At 73.9% G+C, this 19,770-nt stretch carries 8 protein-coding genes; 4 read left to right on the top strand and 4 right to left on the bottom strand.

Annotation, left to right across the window (positions count from 1 at the left end; all coding sequences use genetic code 11):
• The first annotated feature begins 237 nt into the window (after window positions 1–237).
• Both WME83_RS26645 and WME83_RS26640 read left to right on the top strand, forming a co-directional pair.
• Window positions 238–2,232 carry a CHAT domain-containing protein gene (locus WME83_RS26645; protein ID WP_437312504.1) on the top strand — a complete coding sequence of 665 codons (1,995 nt, stop codon included), beginning with the start codon at window positions 238–240 and terminating at the stop codon, window positions 2,230–2,232.
• Window positions 2,233–2,254: 22 nt separating this feature from the next.
• Window positions 2,255–3,928, top strand: a complete 1,674-nt coding sequence (locus WME83_RS26640) for a hypothetical protein (protein ID WP_437312503.1) — start codon at window positions 2,255–2,257, stop codon at window positions 3,926–3,928.
• Window positions 3,929–4,356: 428 nt separating this feature from the next.
• On the opposite strand, the gene WME83_RS26635 is transcribed toward WME83_RS26640, so the two are convergent.
• Together WME83_RS26635 and WME83_RS26630 are read right to left on the bottom strand one after the other, a co-directional pair.
• On the bottom strand, window positions 4,357–4,986 hold the full coding sequence (locus tag WME83_RS26635; RefSeq protein WP_437312502.1) for a response regulator transcription factor: 630 nt from the start codon (window positions 4,984–4,986) through the stop codon (window positions 4,357–4,359).
• Window positions 4,983–7,199 (bottom strand): ATP-binding protein, encoded by a 2,217-nt coding sequence (locus WME83_RS26630; RefSeq protein ID WP_437312501.1) that lies wholly within the window; start codon window positions 7,197–7,199, stop codon window positions 4,983–4,985. Before WME83_RS26630 ends, WME83_RS26635 begins: the two co-directional genes overlap by 4 nt.
• A 365-nt stretch (window positions 7,200–7,564) precedes the next feature.
• Here WME83_RS26630 and WME83_RS26625 point away from each other — a divergent pair, with 365 nt between their 5' ends.
• Window positions 7,565–13,336, top strand: a complete 5,772-nt coding sequence (locus tag WME83_RS26625; protein ID WP_437312500.1) for an Ig-like domain-containing protein — start codon at window positions 7,565–7,567, stop codon at window positions 13,334–13,336.
• Window positions 13,337–13,339: 3 nt separating this feature from the next.
• A complete protein-coding gene (gene pbpC / locus WME83_RS26620) occupies window positions 13,340–15,946 on the top strand; it encodes a penicillin-binding protein 1C (RefSeq protein WP_437312499.1) in 2,607 nt (868 codons plus the stop codon).
• 40 nt (window positions 15,947–15,986) lie between these two features.
• Here pbpC and WME83_RS26615 read toward each other — a convergent pair whose 3' ends face one another.
• Together WME83_RS26615 and WME83_RS26610 are read right to left on the bottom strand one after the other, a co-directional pair.
• Complete coding sequence (locus WME83_RS26615; RefSeq protein ID WP_437312498.1) at window positions 15,987–17,261, bottom strand: DUF1501 domain-containing protein; 1,275 nt, start codon at window positions 17,259–17,261, stop codon at window positions 15,987–15,989.
• An 8-nt stretch (window positions 17,262–17,269) separates the two neighbouring features.
• Window positions 17,270–19,615 carry a DUF1588 domain-containing protein gene (locus WME83_RS26610; RefSeq protein ID WP_437312497.1) on the bottom strand — a complete coding sequence of 782 codons (2,346 nt, stop codon included), beginning with the start codon at window positions 19,613–19,615 and terminating at the stop codon, window positions 17,270–17,272.
• Window positions 19,616–19,770 lie beyond the last annotated feature (155 nt).

Genomic DNA, 19,770 nt, shown 5'->3' with positions numbered 1-19,770 from the left:
AGCGCGGGGTCTCATATCTGCCGAGCCATCGTGAGCGAGAATCGTCCGTGATTTTCATGATCGTGTCCGTTCCTCAGTCGCGCACGCCTGCCGGCACACATCATTAATCACGCCCCAAGGACGTTTCCGCCGATGCGATCTTAATCGTTTTTAAGGTGAGAAATCCTCCTGCTGCGGTCTACAAAGCCACGGAGTCAGACATGGCAGGCAGCACAACGTAGCGAGGCTTGTCTTTCGATGTGGTTGGAGATCGAGCTCGACATCAGCGGTGATGAGGTGCGCGTCAACGCGCGTGGCAGCCGGGGAGAGCGCCCCGCGGGGCACGCGATTGCCGCCGAGCAGGGCCTCGGAGCCCTGCAGACCTTCGCCAACAAGATCGGGAGGGCGGTCCGCGGCGGTAAATCGCTCGATCCAGCGGCGGTGAGCGACTCGCAGGCGCTCCACGAGGAGGTCTTCCAAGGGGAGCTGCGCGACGTCCTCGTGCGGCTCGGCGAGGCGTCGAAGGGCGGTCCGCTCCTCGTGCGGCTCTTCGCCCGCGATCACGCGCTCCAGGCCATCCCCTGGGAGGCGCTCTGCAGGCCGGGGACGTCCGAAGGGTTTCTGGGGACCGACCCCCGGGTGCTCTTCGCGCGCGGCGTCACCTCGTCGGAGCCGTGGGAGCCGCGCGAGGTCAAGGGCGCCGTCCGGGTGCTCGGGATCGCGCCGGGCACCGGCGAGCGGGCCCTCGACGTGCTGCGTGAGGCGCTCGCCCCGTCGATCGACGCCGGCGAGGTGGAGTGGCTCGATCCGATCGCCGGGCCGGAGATCAGCGCGCGGGCCCTCTTCGATCGGCTCCGTCGCGGCAAGAGCCCGCACGTCGTGCACTGGCTCGGCCACGGCGGCGTGGATCTCTCGGGCAAGCCCGTCCTGCGCGTCTCGGACGACGAGGACGGCGAGGAGGCCTGGATCACCGCTGAGGCGCTGGGCCGCGAGCTCTCCGCCGCCTTCTGCGAGGAGCTGCGCCTCGTGATCCTCGAGGCCTGCGAGGGCGGAAGGGCCGGCGCGCTCGGCAGCGCGGCGGAGATCCTGGCCAGGGCGGGCGCGGACGCCGTGGTGGCGCACCTCTGGCCGGTGAAGGCCGACGTGGCGCGCGCGTGCTCGACCGAGCTCTACCGCGCGCTCACGGGCGCCTCGCTGGGCCAGGGCGACATCGGCGCGAGCGTGGCGGCGGCGCGGCGGACGCTGCTGTCCCAGAGCGCCGAGGCGTTCTCGCCGATCCTCTACCTCCGCGGCTCGGACTCGGTGGTCTTCAACTTCCAGGGCCGCCGCGTGGCGAGGCCGGCGAAGAAGGGTCGATCGAGGGCGCTCGCGCCCGCGCTCCAGAGCCTGCTCGAGCGGCCGTTCACGATGGTGCTCGGCGATCTCGAGGACGATCGTGCGGCGCTCCAGCGGGAGCTCGAGCAGTTCATGCAGGAGAGCGGCGAGCCGGCGGCGCAGGGGATGTCGCTGAGCGCGCTCACCCAGCGCTGCGTGCTCCGGTTCGGGCAGGAGGTGCTGCACTCGCTCTTCCAGCAGGCGCTGACCGCCTCTCCCGCTGCGACCGCCCCGCCGCTCGTCGAGGCGCTCGCGCGCTTCGTCCGGCCGGGGGTCCACGTCACGCTGCTCTGGCGGCCCTGCCTCGAGCACGCGATCGCGCAGAAGCTGCCGCAGCGGACCGTGTACGCCATCCAGCCGTCCCTCCTGGGCGCTTCCGGCAAGCCGCGCGTCGTCAAGCGCGCCGCGGGGACGGCGACGTGGAAGATGGATGCCGTCATGCCCAGGCGCTTCGATCTCGACAGCGAGATCGTCGTGCTCCGCCTGTACGGCGGCTACTCGGCCGAGCCGCGCCCCATCTTCTCGCCGCCGCTGCTCACCGAGGACGATCACATCCACGGCCCCCTCGGCGCTGACGGCGCCCGGCCGCCGCTATGGATGGAGGAGCTCCTGGCGCGGCCGCGCGTCCAGCCCGGCCTCTTCGTCGCGCTCTCGAGCCTCGACTTCCGTCACCGCATGCTGCTGCGCTGGCTCTACGATCAACGCCCGGCGCCCCCGGACAGCCTGGCCGTCCTCGCGCCTGGGGTCGAAGGGAGCGAGATCGAGATCTGGGGCAACGGCGGCGGGCTGCCCGGCACGGGCCACATCGCGGCCACCACCGGAGATCTGGTGGAGCTCGCGGAGCAGCTCGACGCCTTCGCGCTGGAGGACGCCTCGTGACACACCCGAGGAGCCATTGACCATGATCCCCCGCGAGGACCGGCTGGACCTCCTGCTCGCCGACGCCGACGAGCGCCGCCCCGTGCTCGACGAGGGGCTGCCCGACGACGCCGCCCAGCGCGCGCCGAGGCCCAGGAAGGCCCGCGACGCCAACCACTGGCGCCGCACCGACGCCGATCGCAACGACCTCACCCTCCAGCGATGGGCGGTGATCGCGCCGGAGGGCCGGGAGGGCGACCGGATGCTCGAGGCCATCCAGCCGCTCGTCGCGCTGCGCGAGGCCGAGCAGGGCTCTCCCGCGCGCGTCTATCGCGTGCCGCACGGGATGGACGCCAAGCGATCTGCGGACTTCCGGAGAGACATCTACTGGTCCGAGGAGGTGGCGGAGGACGACAGGCCCCTTTACCTGATCATGCTCGGCGATTTCCATCACACCTCGGTGGAGCTCCAGCACGCGCTCGCCAATGACGCGCTCGTGGGGCGCGTCCACGTCGCGGACGGCGCGGGAGAGGCGGATCTCGCCGGCTATGCCGCCTACGCCGAGAAGGTCGTCCGGTACGCGCAGCGCGGCACGCCCGAGACCTCGCCGGAGCTGCTCTTCTACGCCGCGCCCGACGGCTCGGCGGCCACGGTCGCGGGCAAGCTCAGGCTCGTCGGCCCGAGCCTGGCCACGTCGATGGAAGCGCACGCCAGGGGCAAGCTCCCCGCGGCCGCGGTGCGCGAGATCTCCGCCGGAAGCGTGGACGATCTGCTCGCCGGGGGCGGCGGCGCGCGTCCCTCGGTGCTGCTCTCGGTGAGCCACGGCCTGGGCGCGCCCCGGCGCGGCTGGCGCAGAGAGGAAGACGCCTGGCGGCGCCAGGGGGCGCTCGTGATCGCCCACGACGAGATCCTCGACGCCGAGCGGCTGCGGGGACAGGCGTTCTTGCCGGGAGGCATGTGGTTCTACCTGGCCTGCCTCGGCGCGGGCACGCCGGCGGAGAGCGTCTATCACGCATGGCTCTCCCAGCTCGCGCAGGAGGATCGTTATGGCGGCAGCCTGAGGGCCGTGCTGCACAGCCTCCCCGCGTCCGGCCAGCGCCCCTTCGTCGCGGCCCTGCCGCAGGCCGCGCTGGCCAACCCGGCGGGGCCGCTCGCCGTCATCGGCCACGTCGACCTTGCGTGGACGTACGGCTTCTCGGGGACGAAGAGCCTGTCGGAGAGCAAAAAGTCCCGTATCTATCGCCCGCTCGAGGTGCTGGTCCGCGGCAGCCGCGCGGGGATCGCGCTGGAGGCGCTGATGGAGTTCTACCGCGGCGCGAACGACGATCTCGCGCAGAGCTACCAGCGCGAGGCCGACGCGCGCGCGGCGGGCCGCGCCGATCCCACGGATCGCGCCGATCGCGCTCACCTGTGGATGCTGCGCAACGATCTCCGCGGCTACGTGCTGCTCGGCGATCCGGCGGCGCGGCTGCCGCTCCAGCAGCTCGCGCTGCGCGCCGAGGCGCCCGCGCCTGCCGAGGTGGGGTGTACCCTGCCGGAGGCGCCGGCCGGAGGCGCTGCGCCCGGGGCGCAGGCGCGGGAGGCGGCCGCGCTGGCGATGATCCGCGGAGACGAGGCGCCGCGCGCGATCGCGGCGCGCGCGCGGGTGTCGCTGGAGACGTTGTGGAGCTGGGTCGACGCCTATCGCGCGGGCGGCCGCGAGCGACTCGGGCGGTGAGGGCGCCCCGCGGGGTCGTGCAACCCACATCATCGATCAGGCAGCGTTCGCCGGCATCTGCACATCAAGGACGTGGGCGAGCCACACGAGCCGGCGCGACGCAGCGGCCCCGGCGCCACGAGACGCGAAGTACATGAGGTCTCTCTGATGTCTGGAGCGCTCTTGCCGAGGCGGGCCATCACCGCTCAGCAGCGTGCGGCCACGTACCTAACGCCGGCGCAGGCGTGCGCGCCATCGTCCCTTCGGACAACTTGACGCGCGACGGCACCCATGATGTCGCCCTGCGTTTGGGCTCAGGAAAGCGGGCTGTTCGTCACGCCCGGATCCAGCGCCCGCCGACATCGTCGATACCGAGGCCGTATCCGCTCTCCAGGCGTTCGGTCCTCGGCCAGGCCTCGCAGACCAAGAGCCGCTCCCCGTCGCGGCGCTCACCCGTCGCGCCAGCGGCTCCGCTCCAGCAGCGCCGCGAGCTCCGCCGCCGACGCCACCCCGAGCTTCGCCGTCGCGCTCGCCCGGTGCTGCTTCACCGTCGACTCGGCGAGCCCCAGCTCCGCCGCGATCTGCTTGTTCAGCTGCCCGCGCGCGATCCGGTCGCACACCTGCCGCTCGCGCGGCGTGAGCGCGTCGAGCCGCGCCGCGAGCGCCGCCTGTTCCTCCCGCGCCGCCCGCGCCCGCGCGTCGAGGTCCATCGCGCGCCTCACGGCCGCGAGGACCTCGTCCGCCTCGAGCGGCTTCAGCAGGAAGTCGACCGCGCCCTCCTTCATCGCCTGCACCGACGCGCGCACGTCCCCGTGTCCGGTGATGAAGATGAGCGGCAGCCGGCACCCGGACGCCCTGAGCGCCGCCTGCAGGTCGAGCCCGCCGAGCTCCGGCATCGCCAGGTCCACGATCACGCAGCCGGCCCGCGCGTCCGGCGCCGCCGCCGCGGACGCGAGGAACGCGCGCGCCCCCTCAAACAGCTCCACCTCGTAACCCGAGGCGCCGAGCAGCCGGCCCACGCTCCGCAGCACCGCGCCGTCGTCGTCGATCACCACGACCTTCGCCGTCACGCCCGTCATCGTTCCTCCTGCGCCGCCTCGCCCGGCAGCTCGAGGCGCGCAGCCACGCCGCCCGCAGGCGCGCGCTCGGCCCACAGCCGGCCGCCGTGCGCGTCCGCGATCGACCGGCTGATGCAGAGCCCGAGGCCCAGGCCCTCCGACTTCGTCGTGAAGAACGGCTCGAAGAGCCGCTCGAGATCGTCCATCGCGCCCCCCTCGCCCGAGTCCTCCACCACGAGCGCCACGCGCCCGTCGGCGCGCGCCGTCCTCACGATCACCCGGCGGTCGCCGTACGGCCGCCCGGAGACGGCGTCGAGCGCGTTCGAGATCAGGTTCAGCACCACCTGCTGGAGCTGGACCGCATCGCCCCGCACCGCGGGCAGGTCGGGCGCGAGCTCCAGCGCGATCGTCGCCCCGCGCAGGAGCGCGTCGTTGCCCACGAGCCGCGCCACCTCGCGCGCCGCCTCGTTGAGGTCGCACCGTTCCCTCTGCGCCTCGCCCTTCTTCAGCAGCACGCGCATCCGCCGGATCACCTGGCCGGCCCGCCGGGCGCCGGCGACGATCTCCTCGAGGGCAGCGCCCACCTCCGCGACGTCCGGCGCCGCGCGGCGCAGCAGGATCTCCGCCGCCTGCGCGCTCGTGAGCACCGCGGAGAGCGGCTGGTTGATCTCGTGCGCGATCGAGGACGCGAGCTCGCCCATCGCCGCGACGCGGTTGAGGTGCGAGAGCGCGCTGAGCGACTCGCGCGCCTGGCGCTCGGCGCGCTTCCGGCCGCTCACGTCGAAGTGGGAGACGACCGCCCCGCCGTCCTTCCACGAGAGCCGCCGCGCCCGCACCTCGGTCCAGCGCTCGGCGCCATCGTGGCGGTACTCGACCGTGCCCTCGACGTCGCGCCCGGCGAGCACCCCCTCCACGAGCTCGATGACCCGCCCGGCGCCGGCGTCGCCCGACGCCGCGGCCCGCCGGAACGCGCCGAGGTAGCTCTCCCCCTCGGCGACACGGTCGAGCGGGCCCGGCGCGCCCTCGAGCGGCGCGCGCGCCCACGTCCGGTTCGTGCGGAGCATCACCCCCGTCCTGTCCACGACCGCCACGAAGCCGACCATCGAGGCGAGCACGGCGTCGCTCATCGCCTGAGCGCGCCCGCGCCGCCGCCGCTCGATGACGAGCCCGGCGATCAGGGCGGTCTGGAGCGTGACCGCGACCGCGGCGCCCACCGCCCACCGGCGGTAAAGATCCCAGAAGGACGGCACCCGGAAGTGGACCTCGGCGCCGGGCGGCACGCGGTCCTCGGGGATGCGGAAGAGGGCGAGCTCGCGGGCGTCGAAGGCGAGCGCGTTCGCGTCCGCGGCGCGGATCGGGATCGACGCCGCGGACGCGCCGCCGAGGAGCCGCAGCGTGATCCCGCCCAGGTCGCGCCCGACCCGCCCGTAGTCGACGATCTCCCCGCCGACGATCCCTTTGCCGAGCCCGACGCCGTGAACGGAGAAGAACGGGCGCTGGGTCTGCGCTCGGATCCGCTCGAAGGCCTGTAGCCCGACGAAGCGGTTCCCGGCGCCATCCATGTAGAACGTGTCGAACAGGACGATGGCGTTCTCCGGGAGCGCGGCGAGGCGCCGATCGAGCTCGGCGAGCGGCAGGCTCGCGAGGTCCAGGAGCGCGACGCGGCCGGCGAGGGGGCCGAGATCGCGGGCGATCCCGTCGTGGCGCGCGCGTTCCCAGGGGCTCGCGCCCATGACGAGCGCGACCTCTCGCGTGTCGGGGAGGAGGCGCAGCGCGCCCTCCGCCGTCCGGAGCCACGCGTAATCGAGCCAGATCCCGGTGACGTCCGGCGCGGCGGGCGCCGCGAGGGCGGCGCTCCGGTCCTCGCTCAGGAAGAGCACGGGCACGCCGGACCACAGCTCGCGCCGCAGATCGAGCACGACCCGGAGCACGTCGAGCCGGATCGCGACGATCACGCCGGGGTGATAGCCGCTGTATTTCGCCCGATAGAAGCGGCGGAGCTCGCGCGCGTAATCGGGGGTGTCGAACCACGACAGGTCGAGGAACTCGAGCTTGAAGGTGACCGGCCCGCCCCACCCGACCCGCACCGATTCCCGGAGCTCGCCGCTGATCGAGGACATCGCCGGCGCGGTCGGGTCATCCGACTGGAAGACCAGGACCTGCGCCGGCGCTTCGTCCGCCAGCGCCGGGGCGGGCGCGCCGAAGGCGATCGCAAAGGTCGCGAACAGGAGCACGAGCGCCGAACGAGAATTCCGGGGATGCCTCGGCGGAGCCGCAGAGCGCTCCCGATCCCTTCGTCGCGCTGGTGTCGTCAACAAGAGAGATGAACCTATCACGGCTGTTTCGGCGTTCTCATCATGTCCAAAGGGGGTTACCGAGGCGCGCAGACGACATGCGCTGAGCTGGCCAACGCGCGCCTCGACCTCCACCGCCGCGTGGCCGCGCAGCCCGGACGAAGGGCACGGTCGAGGACGCCGGGGCGGGGGGCCGCGCGTCACCGCCGCTCGTCGGGTGTGTCTCGCCTGCCACGTCGCGCTCCGGCTTCCGCTGCCGACATGCCCCTTGCGCCCGCGGCACCACCATTGCTGAGTCGCGGGCCATGTCCGCCGCTTCGCGCCTCCGGTTCGCGCCCGCCGCCCTGGCGGCCATCGCCCTCAGCCTGGCGTGCGTTCAGGGCGCCCGCGCCCCCAACGTCCCGCCCCGCGGGACTCTCGCCCCCGGCGCGCTCGACGCCGGCGGAAGGCCCGCAGAAGGCCCCTTCGCGGTGGTGTTCGGCGCGCCCCGCGGGCAGACGACGAGCCCCGCCGAGATCAGCCTCGTCTTCAACCGGCCGATGCGGCCGCTCGACCTCGCCGGCGGCGAGGCCGCCGCGCCCGCGATCCTCAAGCCGCCCGCGCCGGGGCGCTGGCGCTGGGTCGGCACGAGCGGCCTCACGTTCGCCCCCGACGGGCACCTGCCGCGCGGCACCGCGTTCACCGTCGAGGTCCCGGCCGGCACCCGCGCGCTCGACGGCAGCGCGCTCGAGAAGCCGTACGTGCTCTCTTTTCGCACCGAGCTGCCCAGGGTCGCGCGCGTCGAGCCGTGGTCGGGCAAGGACGATCTCCGGCCGGACGCGCGCTTCGAGCTCCGGTTCAACCAGCCGGTCGACACCGCCGAGGTCGCGCGGAGCGTGTCCCTCACGGCGGGCGGCCGCGCCGCCAAGGTGGCGTTCGACGTCCGGCGCCTCGACCCGAAGAACGAGCTGCTCGCCGAGGTCGTCCCGCGCGCGCCGCTGCCGCGCGACAGCGAGATCGAGCTCGCCGTGGCCGCGAGCCTCCGCGGCCGCGAAGGGCCGCTGCCGGCCGGCGAGGAGCAGCGGTTCTCGTACCGCACCTACGGGCCGCTCCGGGTGGTGCGCACCGACTGCGATCGCGATACGCCGCAGGGGGCGTGCGCGACCGAAGGCGGCTTCTCGCTCGCCTTCTCGAACCCCGTCCGCCTCGCCGACGCCAAGCGGGCGATCTCGCTGGAGCCCGCCGTCAAGCTGAGGTGGCCCGCGTGGCTGGAGGACGAGTCGTTCACGAGCCACATCCACCTCGGCGGCGCCTTCGCGCCGGGGCGCAGCTACCAGGTGCGCGTCGCCGCCGGCCTGCGCGACCAGCACGGCCAGGCGCTCGCCGGCGCCGTCGCCCGGGAGGTCGCGTTCGGCGACCGCTGGCCCGAGGCGCAGATCGGCCTCACCGGGAGCGTGTTCGAGCCGGCGCAGCGGCGCGAGATCCCGGTCGTGTCCGTGAACGTGCGCGAGCTGTCGCTCGCGGTCGGCGCCATGACCGAGGAGGCGGTGCTCGCGCTGGAGGCCGACCCGCACAGCCCGGGGCGGAGCCCCAAGATAGACGAGATCGCGGCGCTGCCCGCCGGCAAGCGGTCGGTCCTGCGCCCGGCCGCCGCGACGAACACGCCGTCGACGCACCTCGTGCGGGCCAGCGAGGTGCTGGGCGGCGAGGGCAAGCGCGGGCCGCTCGCGATCGGGATCAGCTACACCGCGCGGCCCGGCACGCGGCACGCGCGCGCCGCGTCCGAGGCGGTGATCGCGCAGGTGACCGACCTCGGGATCAGCGCGAAGGTGTCGCCGAACGGCTCGCTCGTGTGGGTGACGCGCCTGTCGACGGGCGCGCCGGTGCCCGGCGCCAGCGTGTGGATCCGGACCCCGGACGCGCGGGCGCCCGCGGGGGTGGTCACCGACGCCGACGGGTTCGCGGTCGTGCCCGCGGCGGCGTACCGCCCCTCGACCGCGTCGGGGCCGGAGCGCGGCGTGATCTTCGCGCGCTCGGGCGACGACTGGACGTACCGCCGCGTGGCCGACGCGCTCAGCGGGTGGCGCTTCGGCGCGCCGTCCGACTTCGGCGAGGCGCGCCCGTTCGGGATGGTGTTCTCGGATCGTGGCATCTACCGGCCGGGCGACACCGTGCGCGTGAAGGGGATCTTCCGCGAGGAGGCGGCGCGCGGGACGAGGACGCCCGCGGGCAGGCGCGTCGCGTTCAAGGTCGAGGGGCCCGACGGCGAGGCGCTCGTCACGCTGTCGCCGTCGCTCAGCGCCTTCGGCACCTTCTCGGCCGACGTGAAGATCCCGGAGACCGCGCGGCTCGGCACGTACAGCCTCGCCGCCACGGTCCAGGGGGGCGACGCGGGGTGGCCGGACGTGACCGGCAGCGTCGAGGTCGCCGAGTACCGCCCCGCCGAGTTCAAGGTGAGCGTCGAGAGCGACCGGCCGAGCTACGTCCGCGGCGACAAGGCGCGCTGGATCGCGCGCGGCGACTACCTGTTCGGGGCGCCGATGACGAACGCGGAGGCCCGGCTCTCGGTGACCCGCGCGCCGGCCGCGTTCTCGCCGCCGGGGATCGAGGGGTTCACGGTCCGCGAGGACGAGCTCACCGACGCGCTGCCGGACCGGGCGCCGCGCGAGTTCGAGGTGCAGAGCGGGCGCGAGAAGCTCGACGCGGCCGGCCAGGCGGCGATCGGCGCGGCGCTCGCCCTGCCGGGGCAGCGCGGCACCGAGTCCGTGACGTGCGAGGCGGAGATCACGGACGTGTCGCGGCAGGCGATCGCCGGGAGCTCGACGGCGCTCGTGCACCCGGCCGAGTTCTACGTCGCCCTCAAGGAGCCCGATCGCTTCGCGAAGGCCGGCGACGTGCTCCGGCCGGAGATCCTCGCCGTCGACCCGAAGGGGGCGCGCGTCGCGCAGGTCGCCGTCCGGGTCGAGCTCGTGCAGCGGACGTGGACCCTCGCCCGCGAGGAGAGCGGCAGCGCGTACCGCAGCGTGAGCGCGCCGGTCGACAAGGTCGTCGCGCGCTGCGGCGTCACGACGGCGGCGGCGCCGCGGAGCTGCGAGCTCACGGTGCCGTCCGGCGGCTACTACCTCCTGCACGCGACGGCCAAGGACCGCCGCGGCAACCCCGTCGGCGCCGCCGCCGGGGTCTACGCGCTGGGCGAGGGCGGCGGCGGCTTCGGCGACAGCGACCAGCTCAAGGTCGAGCTCGTGACCGACCGCGACAGCTACGAGGTCGGGCAGACGGCGCGCGTGATCGTGAAGTCGCCGTTCGCCGCCGCCGACGCGCTGGTCACGGTCGAGCGCGCCGGGATCGCCTCGCACCGGCGGGTGAAGCTGTCGGGCGCCATGCCGGTGATCGACGTGCCGATCACGGACGACCTCCGGCCGAACGCGTTCGTCTCGGTGCTGCTCCTGCGCGGGCGCACGAAGCCGCCGCCCGCGCCCGGGAAGGGCGGGGCCCCGGGGCCCGACGTCGGCGCGCCGGCGTTCCGCCTCGGCTACGCGCCGATCCGCGTGAACCCGGAGGCGCAGCGGCTCGCGGTGCGCGTCGTCCCGGACAAGGTGGACGCGCGCCCCGGCGATCCGATCCGCGTGGACGTCGACGTCCGCGATCGCGCCGGCCGGCCCGCCCGCGCCGAGGTCGCGCTCTACGCCGTGGACGAGGGCGTGCTGTCGCTGACCGGCTACGAGACGCCGGATCCGATCCCCGTCTTCGGCGCGCCGCGCAGCCTGCGGGTGGCGACCGTCGAGACGCGCGAGGCGCTCGCCCGCGTGCGCAACCCGTTCGCCGACCTCGGCGCCGACAAGGGGCGCGCGGGCGGCGGCGGCGCGAGCGGCAGCACGGGCGTGCGCCGCGACTTCCGGCAGAGCGCGTACTACCACCCCGCGATCGTCACCGACGCCGCCGGGAAGGTGAGCGCGAGCTTCAAGCTGCCGGACTCGCTCACGACCTACCGGGTGATGGCGGTCGTCGCCGCCGAGGACGATCGCTTCGGCTACGGCGAGTCGCGCGTGACGGCGAGCCAGCCGCTCATGGCCCGGCCGGCGCTGCCCCGCTTCCTCCGCGCCGGCGACGCGATCGACGCGGGCGTGGTCGTCACCTCGAAGGGGCTCGGCAAGCCGACGACGGTCGAGGTGGAGGTCGCCGCGTCGGGGCTCACGCTCCAGGGCGCCGGAAAGCGCGCCGTGGAGCTCGCCCCCGGCGCGTCGGCCGAGGTCCGCTTCGCGCTCTCGGCGCCGCGGGCCGGCCCGGCGACGCTGCGCTTCCGCGCGAGCGGCGGCGGCGCGTCGGACGTGGTCGAGGTGAGCCGCGAGATCAAGGCGCCCATGTCGCCGGAGGCGGTCGCGCTCTACGGCGACACGACCACCGCGAGCGCGGAGAAGCTCGGGGATCTGTCGGCGATCCGCGACGACACCGGCGGGCTCACGGTGAGCCTCGCGCCGACGGCGCTCGTGGGCCTCGGCGGCGGCGTGGAGCAGCTCCTCGAGTACCCGTACGGGTGCACCGAGCAGCTGACGAGCCGCATGGTGCCGCTCCTGTCGCTGCGCGATCTCGCGAAGGCCTACGGGATCGCGCTGCCGAAGGACCTCACCGCCGTGATCGGCAAGACGGTGCGGGAGATCCTCTCGCACCAGCGCGGGGAGGGGGGCTTCGGCTTCTTCGCCGAGTCGGACAGGGCCGACCTGTGGACCACCGCCTACGCGCTCTGGGGTCTCGGCGAGGCGAAGCGCCACGGGGTCGCGGTGCCGGCCGACGCGATGGAGCGCGCGACCTCGTTCCTGCGGGCGCGGCTCAACGAGGCCGGCGACGATCCGCTGCTCCGGGCGACGGCGCCGTTCATCCTCGACGTGCTCGCGGCGAACGGCGCCCCGGATCCGGGGCGCGCGAGCCGGCTGTTCGACGAGCGCGAGAAGCTGCCGCTCTTCTCGAAGGCGCTGCTCGCGCACGCGATGGTGATCGGCAAGAGCGACCGGGCGGCCGTCGACCAGCTCGTGGGCGAGCTCGAGGGCGCGCTGCGCCTCGACGGCCCGATCGCGCGGGCCGTCCACAACCACGGCGACGCGTACGCGGTCCTCATGGACTCCGAGGCCCGCACCTCGGCGCTCGTGCTGCGCGCGCTGCTCGCGGCCCGCCCCGCGCACCCGCTCGCCGCGCGGCTCGCGGCCGGCCTGCTCGCGGATCGCCGCGGCGGCACGTGGCGCAGCACGCAGGAGACGGCGTGGGCGCTGATCGCGCTCGATGCGTACCGGCGGGCGCAGGAGAAGGCGGCGCCCGACTTCGAGGCGCGGGTGTTCCTCGGCCAGGCCGAGCTGTTCTCCGCGCCGTTCCACGGCCCCACGACCGAGCAGGTCAAGACGTCGATCCCCGCGGCGCGGCTCGCGAGCGCTGGTGGCGCGCCGCTCGCGTTCACCGTCGACGGGCGCGGCCGGCTCTTCTACGAGGCGCGGCTCCGCTACGCGCGCAAGCAGCTCCCGACGGCGGGGCTCGACCGCGGCTTTTACATCGAGAAGTCGCTGCGCGCGCTCGCGCCCGAGGACCTCGCCGCGGCGCTCGGCGGCGGCGCGCCGCCCGGCACGGCGGGCGCGGCCCCCGCGTCGCTCGCCTTCGCCGGCGGCGACCTCGTGCTCGGCGAGATCCTCGTGGTGGCGCCCTCGCCGCGCGACTTCGTGGTCATCGACGACCCGCTGCCGGCCGGCCTCGAGGCGATCGACGCCCGCCTCGCGACGTCCGCGCGCTCGCTCGACGTCGACGCGGCGGAGGCCCAGGCGGACGACGAGGGCGCCGACGCCGACGTCGACCAGGACGACCTGCGCGCGACCGGCCGCGCGTACGAGCCGAGCCGCTTCGTCCGCGAGGTCCGCGACGACCGGGTCCTGTTCTTCGTCGATCACATGGCCGCCGGGATGTACCGCTACCGGTACCTCGCGCGCGCCACGACGCTCGGCGCGTTCGTGGTCCCGCCCGCGCGCGCCGAGGAGATGTACAGCCCCGAGGTCTTCGGCCGGACGGGCGCCCTCGCGGTCAAGGTCGGCAGCCGGGACGCGGCGCCGCGCCCGCGCTGAGCCGTGGGCGCGCCCTCCTCGCCCGGGCCCGGCCGCGCGCGGCGCTGGCTCGCGGCCGCCCGCCCGCGCCTGCCGCTCCTCCTGCGCCGCGCGGCGCGGATCGCGCTCGCCCTCGCCGTCGCGCCGTGGCTCCTGCTCGCCGTCGCCGCGGCCCTCACGAAGCTCCCGCCGGAGCTCGCGGCCCCCGAGGAGCGCGCCGTCTCCACGGTGCTGCTCGACCGCCACGGCACCGTGCTCCGCGAGCTCCGCGCGGGCGACGGCGCCCGCGCGCGCTGGCTGCCGCTCGCCGAGGCCGGCGACCGCATCCAGCGCGCGCTCCTGGCCGCGGAGGACCGGCGGTTCGCGGTTCACCCAGGCGTCGATCCGATCGCGATCGCGCGCGCGCTCGGCCAGCTCGCGGCGGAGCGGCGCGTCGTCTCGGGCGCGTCCACGATCACGCAGCAGCTCGCGCGCGCGCTCGTGCCGCGCCCCCGCACCGTGCGCGGCAAGCTCGGCGAGATGGCGCTCGCGCTGCGCATCGAGGCGTCGCTCTCGAAGCGCGAGATCCTCGAGCAGTACCTGAACCGCGTCGCGTTCGGCCCGGGCCTGCGCGGCGTCGAGGCCGCGAGCCGCTTCTACTTCGACAAGCCCACCGCGGACCTGTCGCTCGCCGAGGCCGCCGCGCTCGCCAGCATGCCGCGCGGCCCGACGCTCTACGATCCGCGCCGCGGCGCCGGCCCGCTCGAGCGCCGCCGGAACCGCGTCCTCGACCGCATGCTCGCGGCCGGCCTCGCCGGCGAGGCCGAGGTCGCCCGCGCCCGCGCCGAGCCGATCGCGCTCGCCCCGAAGGGCAGCGGCCTCGGCGCGCCGCACCTCGTCCGCGCCGTGCTCGCCGGCGCGCTGGGCCCGGGTGCCGGCCCCGAGGCGGGCGGCGCTGGCGCGGCGCCGCTGCGCGGCCGGGCGAGCTCGATCACCCTGACGATCGACCGCGGCCTCCAGCGCGAGATCGAGGTCCTCGCGCAGCAGACCGTCCGCGGCCTCTCGGACCGCGACGTCGGCGCCGCGGCCGTGGTGGTGCTCGAGAACGCGACCGGCGAGATCCTCGCGTACGTCGGCTCGCACGACATCGAGGACGCCGCCGGGCTCGGCCACAACGACGGCGTCCTCGCGCTGCGGCAGCCCGGCTCCGCCCTCAAGCCGTTCGTCTACGAGCTCGCCATGGAGCAGCTCGGGTTCACGGCCGCGACCGTCCTGCCGGACGTCGAGCTCTCGTTCCCGACGGCGGACGGCAGCTACGCGCCGCGCAACTACGACGGGCGCTTCCACGGCCCGGTCCGCCTGCGGGACGCGCTCGCCAGCTCGTACAACGTCCCGGCGGTCTGGACGGCGGCCGCTCTGGGCCCCGAGCGGGTCCTCGCGCGGCTCCGCGAGCTCGGCCTCGGCTCGCTCGATCGCGAGCCGTCGCGCTACGGCGTCGCGATCGCGCTCGGCGACGGCGAGGTCCGCCTGCTCGATCTGGCGAACGCCTACGCCACGCTCGCGCGCGGCGGCGTCTACCTGCCGGTGCGCGCCGTGCGCGCGCTCTCGCTCGCGTCGCCCGCGGTCTCCGGCGTGGCGCCCGCGCCGCGCGCTGTCTCCGACGCTGCGCCCGGGCGCGGCGCGGTCTCCGACGTGGCGCCCGCGCGCGGCGCGGGAGACGCCGCCGTCGACCCGCCCGGGCGCGGCGCGCGCGTCCTCGACGCCGCGCGCGCCCGGGTGATCGTCGACATCCTCGCTGACGACAAGGCGCGCATCGCCTCGTTCGGCGAGGGCAGCGCGCTCGACCTCCCGTTCCCCGTGGCCGCGAAGACGGGCACCTCCAAGGGGTTCCGCGACAACCTCGCGGTCGGCTTCACGCCCGACGTCACGGTCGCCGTCTGGGTCGGCAACTTCGACGGCTCGCCCATGGGCGGCATCAGCGGCATCACCGGCGCGGGCCCGCTCTTCCGCGACGCCATGCTCGCCGCCGCGCGCGTCCGGCCGCCGCGCCCCTTCGATCCGCCGGATCCCGAGCTCCTCGCCGAGGTCGAGGTCTGCGGCCTGTCCGGCATGAAGCCGACCGCCGTCTGCCCGCACCGCCGCCGGGAGCTCCTCCCGCGCGCCGACGCCGCGGCGCTCGCGCCGTGCGACATGCACGAGGCCGTGCGCGTCGATCGCCGGAACGGTTTGCGCGCCGGCGCCTGCCCGGACGCCGCGGTCGAGGAGCGCGTCTTCGAGCGCTACGACGCGGAGCTCACCGCCTGGGCGCGCGCCGCCGGGCGTCCGATCGCGCCCGAGGAGGCCTCGCCCCTCTGCGGCCCGCTCCCCGGGGGCGACGGCGTCCCGCCGGCCGGCGCGCGCGTCCGCGTCGCGTACCCGCCCGACGGCGCCCGGTTCGTCCTCGACCCCTCGGTCAACTCGCAGCAGGCCATCCGGCTCCGCGCCGACGTCCCGCCGGGCGTGCGCCGCGCGCGCTTCGTGCTCGACGGCCGCCCGATCGAGGTCGGCCCGCCGTTCTCGCTCGACTGGCCGCTCGTCGCCGGCGCGCACCGGCTCCGCGTCGAGGCGGACGGCGCGTCGGCCGGCGAGGAGATCGCGTTCTCGGTGGAGTGAGCGGCGGGCGAGGGGAGCGGCCCTCCGCCCGCGGCGCGCGTCAGCCGAAGATCGGCAGGTCCTCTTCCTCGGAGAGCGGGAACCGCTGCGCGAGCGGGTCGTCCGCGACCTTCGCGAGCTTGCGCAGCGCCTTGTGGATGTGCCCCGGCTTGATCCGCACGCCGCCCTCCTTGGGCGCGAGCGTCACCGGATCCACCTCGAGCGGGTTGTGCCGCTCGTCCGTCGCGCCGATCACCCGGTTCCCCGGGATGCCCGCGCCGACCATCATCATGCTCGTGATGTTCCAGTGGTCCTTGCCGTTGCCCTCGTTGTAGCCCGGCGTCCGCCCGAAGTCCGAGCCCACCACGATGACGATCCGGTCGGCGATGCCCTGCTCCTCCGCGGCGGTCAGGAGGAAGTCGACCCCGTCGCAGATGTCGGTGAGCCGCGGGATGTGGCTATCGTCGTGGTTGCCGTGGGTGTCGAACCCGCCGATCGACAGGTTCGCGCTGACGCAGATGCCGGCCTGGTAGGCCGCGAGCGCGACCTGCGCCTGCCGACGCAGCGACGCCCGCTCGAACTCCGCGGGCAGGAACTGGATGAGCTGCTTGAGCTCGTTCTGCCCGACGCGCGAGGTGAAGAGCGTGCTCATCGCCTGCTTCACGTGGGGCAGGCGCTGCTGCTCGAGCTTCGCCATGTGCCGCGCCTGCCGCGCCTCGAGGATCCGCGTCATCGTGGCGTCGGTGTGGTACTGCTCGCGGTTCTCGCTGTTCGACGGATCGGTCCTGTTCGGGTAGGCGAGCCGCTGCAGGAGGCCGGTGTCGGGCACGCGGGTGACGGCCACGACGTTCGCCGTGGTGTCGTAGCCGCCGTTGCTGATGAACCCCATCGGCAGCGCGCCGCCGTGGACGCCGGCCACGAGCGCCGCGAAGCCCGGCTTGCCCTCGCGGAGCGTCCCGGACCACGTGTTGCGCACGCCCGCGTCATGGCTGTTCGTCGACGTGTCGATGCCGTTGACGATGAGCAGCCGGCTGTAATGCTTCTTGAAGAACTCGGCGTTGCCGCCGACCGGCGCGAACTTGATGTTGCCGGCGGTCCCGATCTCTTCGTGCAGGTAGCTGCGGTTCATCGCGTCCCGCGTCTTCTGCTCCTCGACGCTCATCGCGCCCTTCGGATCGCAGAGGCTCGTCGGGTCCCAGCCGCCGCTCGCGTGGATGTTGATCCAGAGGGGGCCCTCGTAGGGGCCGGCCGCCGCGGCGTCCCGCGACAGCGCGCCCGCCGCGACGACGCCCAGGCCCGCCATAGATGCCAGTTTGAGGAAATCTCGACGTTCCATGGCTGCTCCTACTGGTAAAGAAACCTGAAGTCCGACAGGAGATACGTCATGACGCTCATCCACGCGCGGATCGTGTAGTTCTGGTCCCGCTGGAGCTTCTCCTCGTCGGGCAGACCGTCGCGGGTCCAGTAGTCGTTGTTCACCTGGCAGGGGCCCGGCAGCCACGTCGAGAGCCGGCCCTCCTCGCCCTCCGGCTTCTTCATGCCCGCCTTGCCCTCCTCCCACGTCTCGACGAAGAGCTTGTACGTCCGCTCGATCTCCGGATCTCCGATCTCGAGCGACTCGCCCAGCACCCGCTTGTGCAGGTACTGGATGTTCTTCTTGATCGCCTCGACCGCCGGCAGCACGTCGAAATCGTTCGTGTCCCGCGGCTCGAACGTCGTCTCGACGAAGGGGAAGAGCAGCCGCTCCTCCTGCGGCAGCCAGAGGTCGCGCGGCACCGAGATGCACGCCATCTCGTTCGCCATCCGGTCGGCGACGTTGGCCATGATCCCGTTCGGCTCGGTGATCCGCTGGATCACCTCCTCCGAGTCGATGCCGCCGTACAGCAGGCGGTAGGCGTCGCGCCGGAGCAGGTAGTCGTAGCGGTTGCCGTCGTCCTCGAACGCCCTCGGCCGCCACGGATACCCGGTCACCGCCCAGATCTTCCGGTGCAGCTGCTCGGGCCCGAGGAACCGCGTGCCGCCGAGCTGCGCGAGCGGATCGCCCTGGGACGACGCCTGCGCGACGTTGCGCGCGCGGAAATAGGGGCTCTTGACGATGGCCTTGACGACCGTCTTCAGGTTGTAATCGCTGTCGGCGAAGTCGTGCGCCATCGCGTTGAACGCGTGGTACTGGGCGAGGTACGCCCGGAACTTGGCGCTGAACTCCGGATCGTCGTTCGTCGGCGCGACGAGCGGCTTTTGCCCGGTGAGGCCCGTGTACATCGTGTAGACGGCCGCGAGCGCGAAGCGCGGGTCGTCGGCGACGCGCTTCGCCACCCACGAGAGCGCGCTCGGGAACTCGCTGAACGGCACCGACTCGGCGCCGAAGCCCGGCGGCCGCATGTCCTCGTACCAGGTGTCGTCCGCCTTGTAGCGGCCCGAGGAGTCGAAGCTGTGGAACCCGCCGGACAGCGGATCCAGGGCGGCGTGGCAGACGGTGCACGCCGCGTTGTTCATCGTCGGGTTGAAGTCGGTGATCTTCGTCTGGTCGAGCGGCTGCTCGGCGGTCTTCAGGATGTCGGTGCCGAGGAAGAACTGATAGACCATCCTCGCCCGGTGGCGGTTCCTGTTGGTGCTCGTCGTCGGGTGCCTGTTGAGGAAGACCGGCGAGGTGAGCACGCCCGCGAGCGGGATCGGGTCGCGCTTCACCGGCACGAACTCCTCCGGATCCGCGTCGTTCTGGAACTCGGCCGTCACGCCGTACGCCTTCGCGGAGAACGGGTTCACGACCGTGTAATCGGCCGTGAGGACCTCCTTGAACGACCGGTCGTTGCGCACGATGTAGGCGATGAGCTCGAGCGGCTCCCGCCCGACGCCCCGGTTCGTCCAGGTCTTCACCTTGTTGATGGCGTCCTCCAGGTCGCGCGCGCCGTATTTCTCGACCAGCGCGGGATCCTGCGGGAGGCTGTTGTACCACTTCGCGTCGTACGCGTCGCTCTTCAGCAGATCGACGGCCGCCTCGCCGTTCAGGTAGCGGTCGGTGAGGAAGAGATCGTTGTAGATCTCCTTCAGCCTCACGTAAAACGCCTCCTCCGTGAGCATCTGGTCGAGGATCGGGTCCAGCGCGTCCATGCCGCTCTGCGCGACGGCCTGCGCCTCGGCCTCGGTGGGCAGGCGGCCGGCGATCTCGAGGGCCGCGGCGCGGAGCGTGTCCTCCGGCCCGCTCATCACCACGCCGGCGAAGGACGCGTTGACGTCCGTCTCGCAGGACGACGGCTCCTTCGTGCGGTCGACCATCTCCCGGAGCGCCTCGTAGTCGGCGCCGTCCGCGTCGATGACGTGGCCGCCGCCGTGGTCGACCTTCTTCGTCGGCTTGAGGAGCACGTACGACTCGCCGCTCAGCTCGAGCCCCGCGAGCGACTTGAACGTCGCGAGGTTCTTGTCGAGGAAGCCCGCCTCGCTGCTCCCGGCGAGGATCAGCTTCGACTTCGCGGCCTGCCCCTGCGGGTTATGGCAGCCGATGCACTTCGTCGAGAGGATGGGGACCCACACCTTCTCGGCGAAGAACTGCTCGTCGGAGATGCACGGGCCGCCCGCGTCGCCGGTGCAGCCGCTCGACCCGGCCGCGAGCGCGCCCGCGCCCGCGGTGAGCCCGAGGAGCCCGAGGGCCGTCGCGGCGCGCTTCCGGAGGTACCATCCAGTTCTCGGCATAAGCATCCTCAGCCGGGGGCGCCTGCGCGCGCCCCCGCGTTGAAAGGACCCGGGGGTGCGGCCCCCCGGAGCCTCGTTGATCGACATACCGTCGAAGCAGCCAAGGTGGGCTGTCGTTCAACGACGCCCGATGGAGCGGACTGGACAATCGCCCG

It is taken from the genome of Sorangium sp. So ce385, assembly GCF_051474135.1.
GTDB classification, from domain to species: Bacteria; Myxococcota_A; Polyangia; order Polyangiales; family Polyangiaceae; genus Sorangium; species Sorangium cellulosum_D.
The sequence above is the reverse complement of the archived record's forward strand: the minus strand, read 5'-3'. Positions and strand labels throughout refer to the sequence as shown.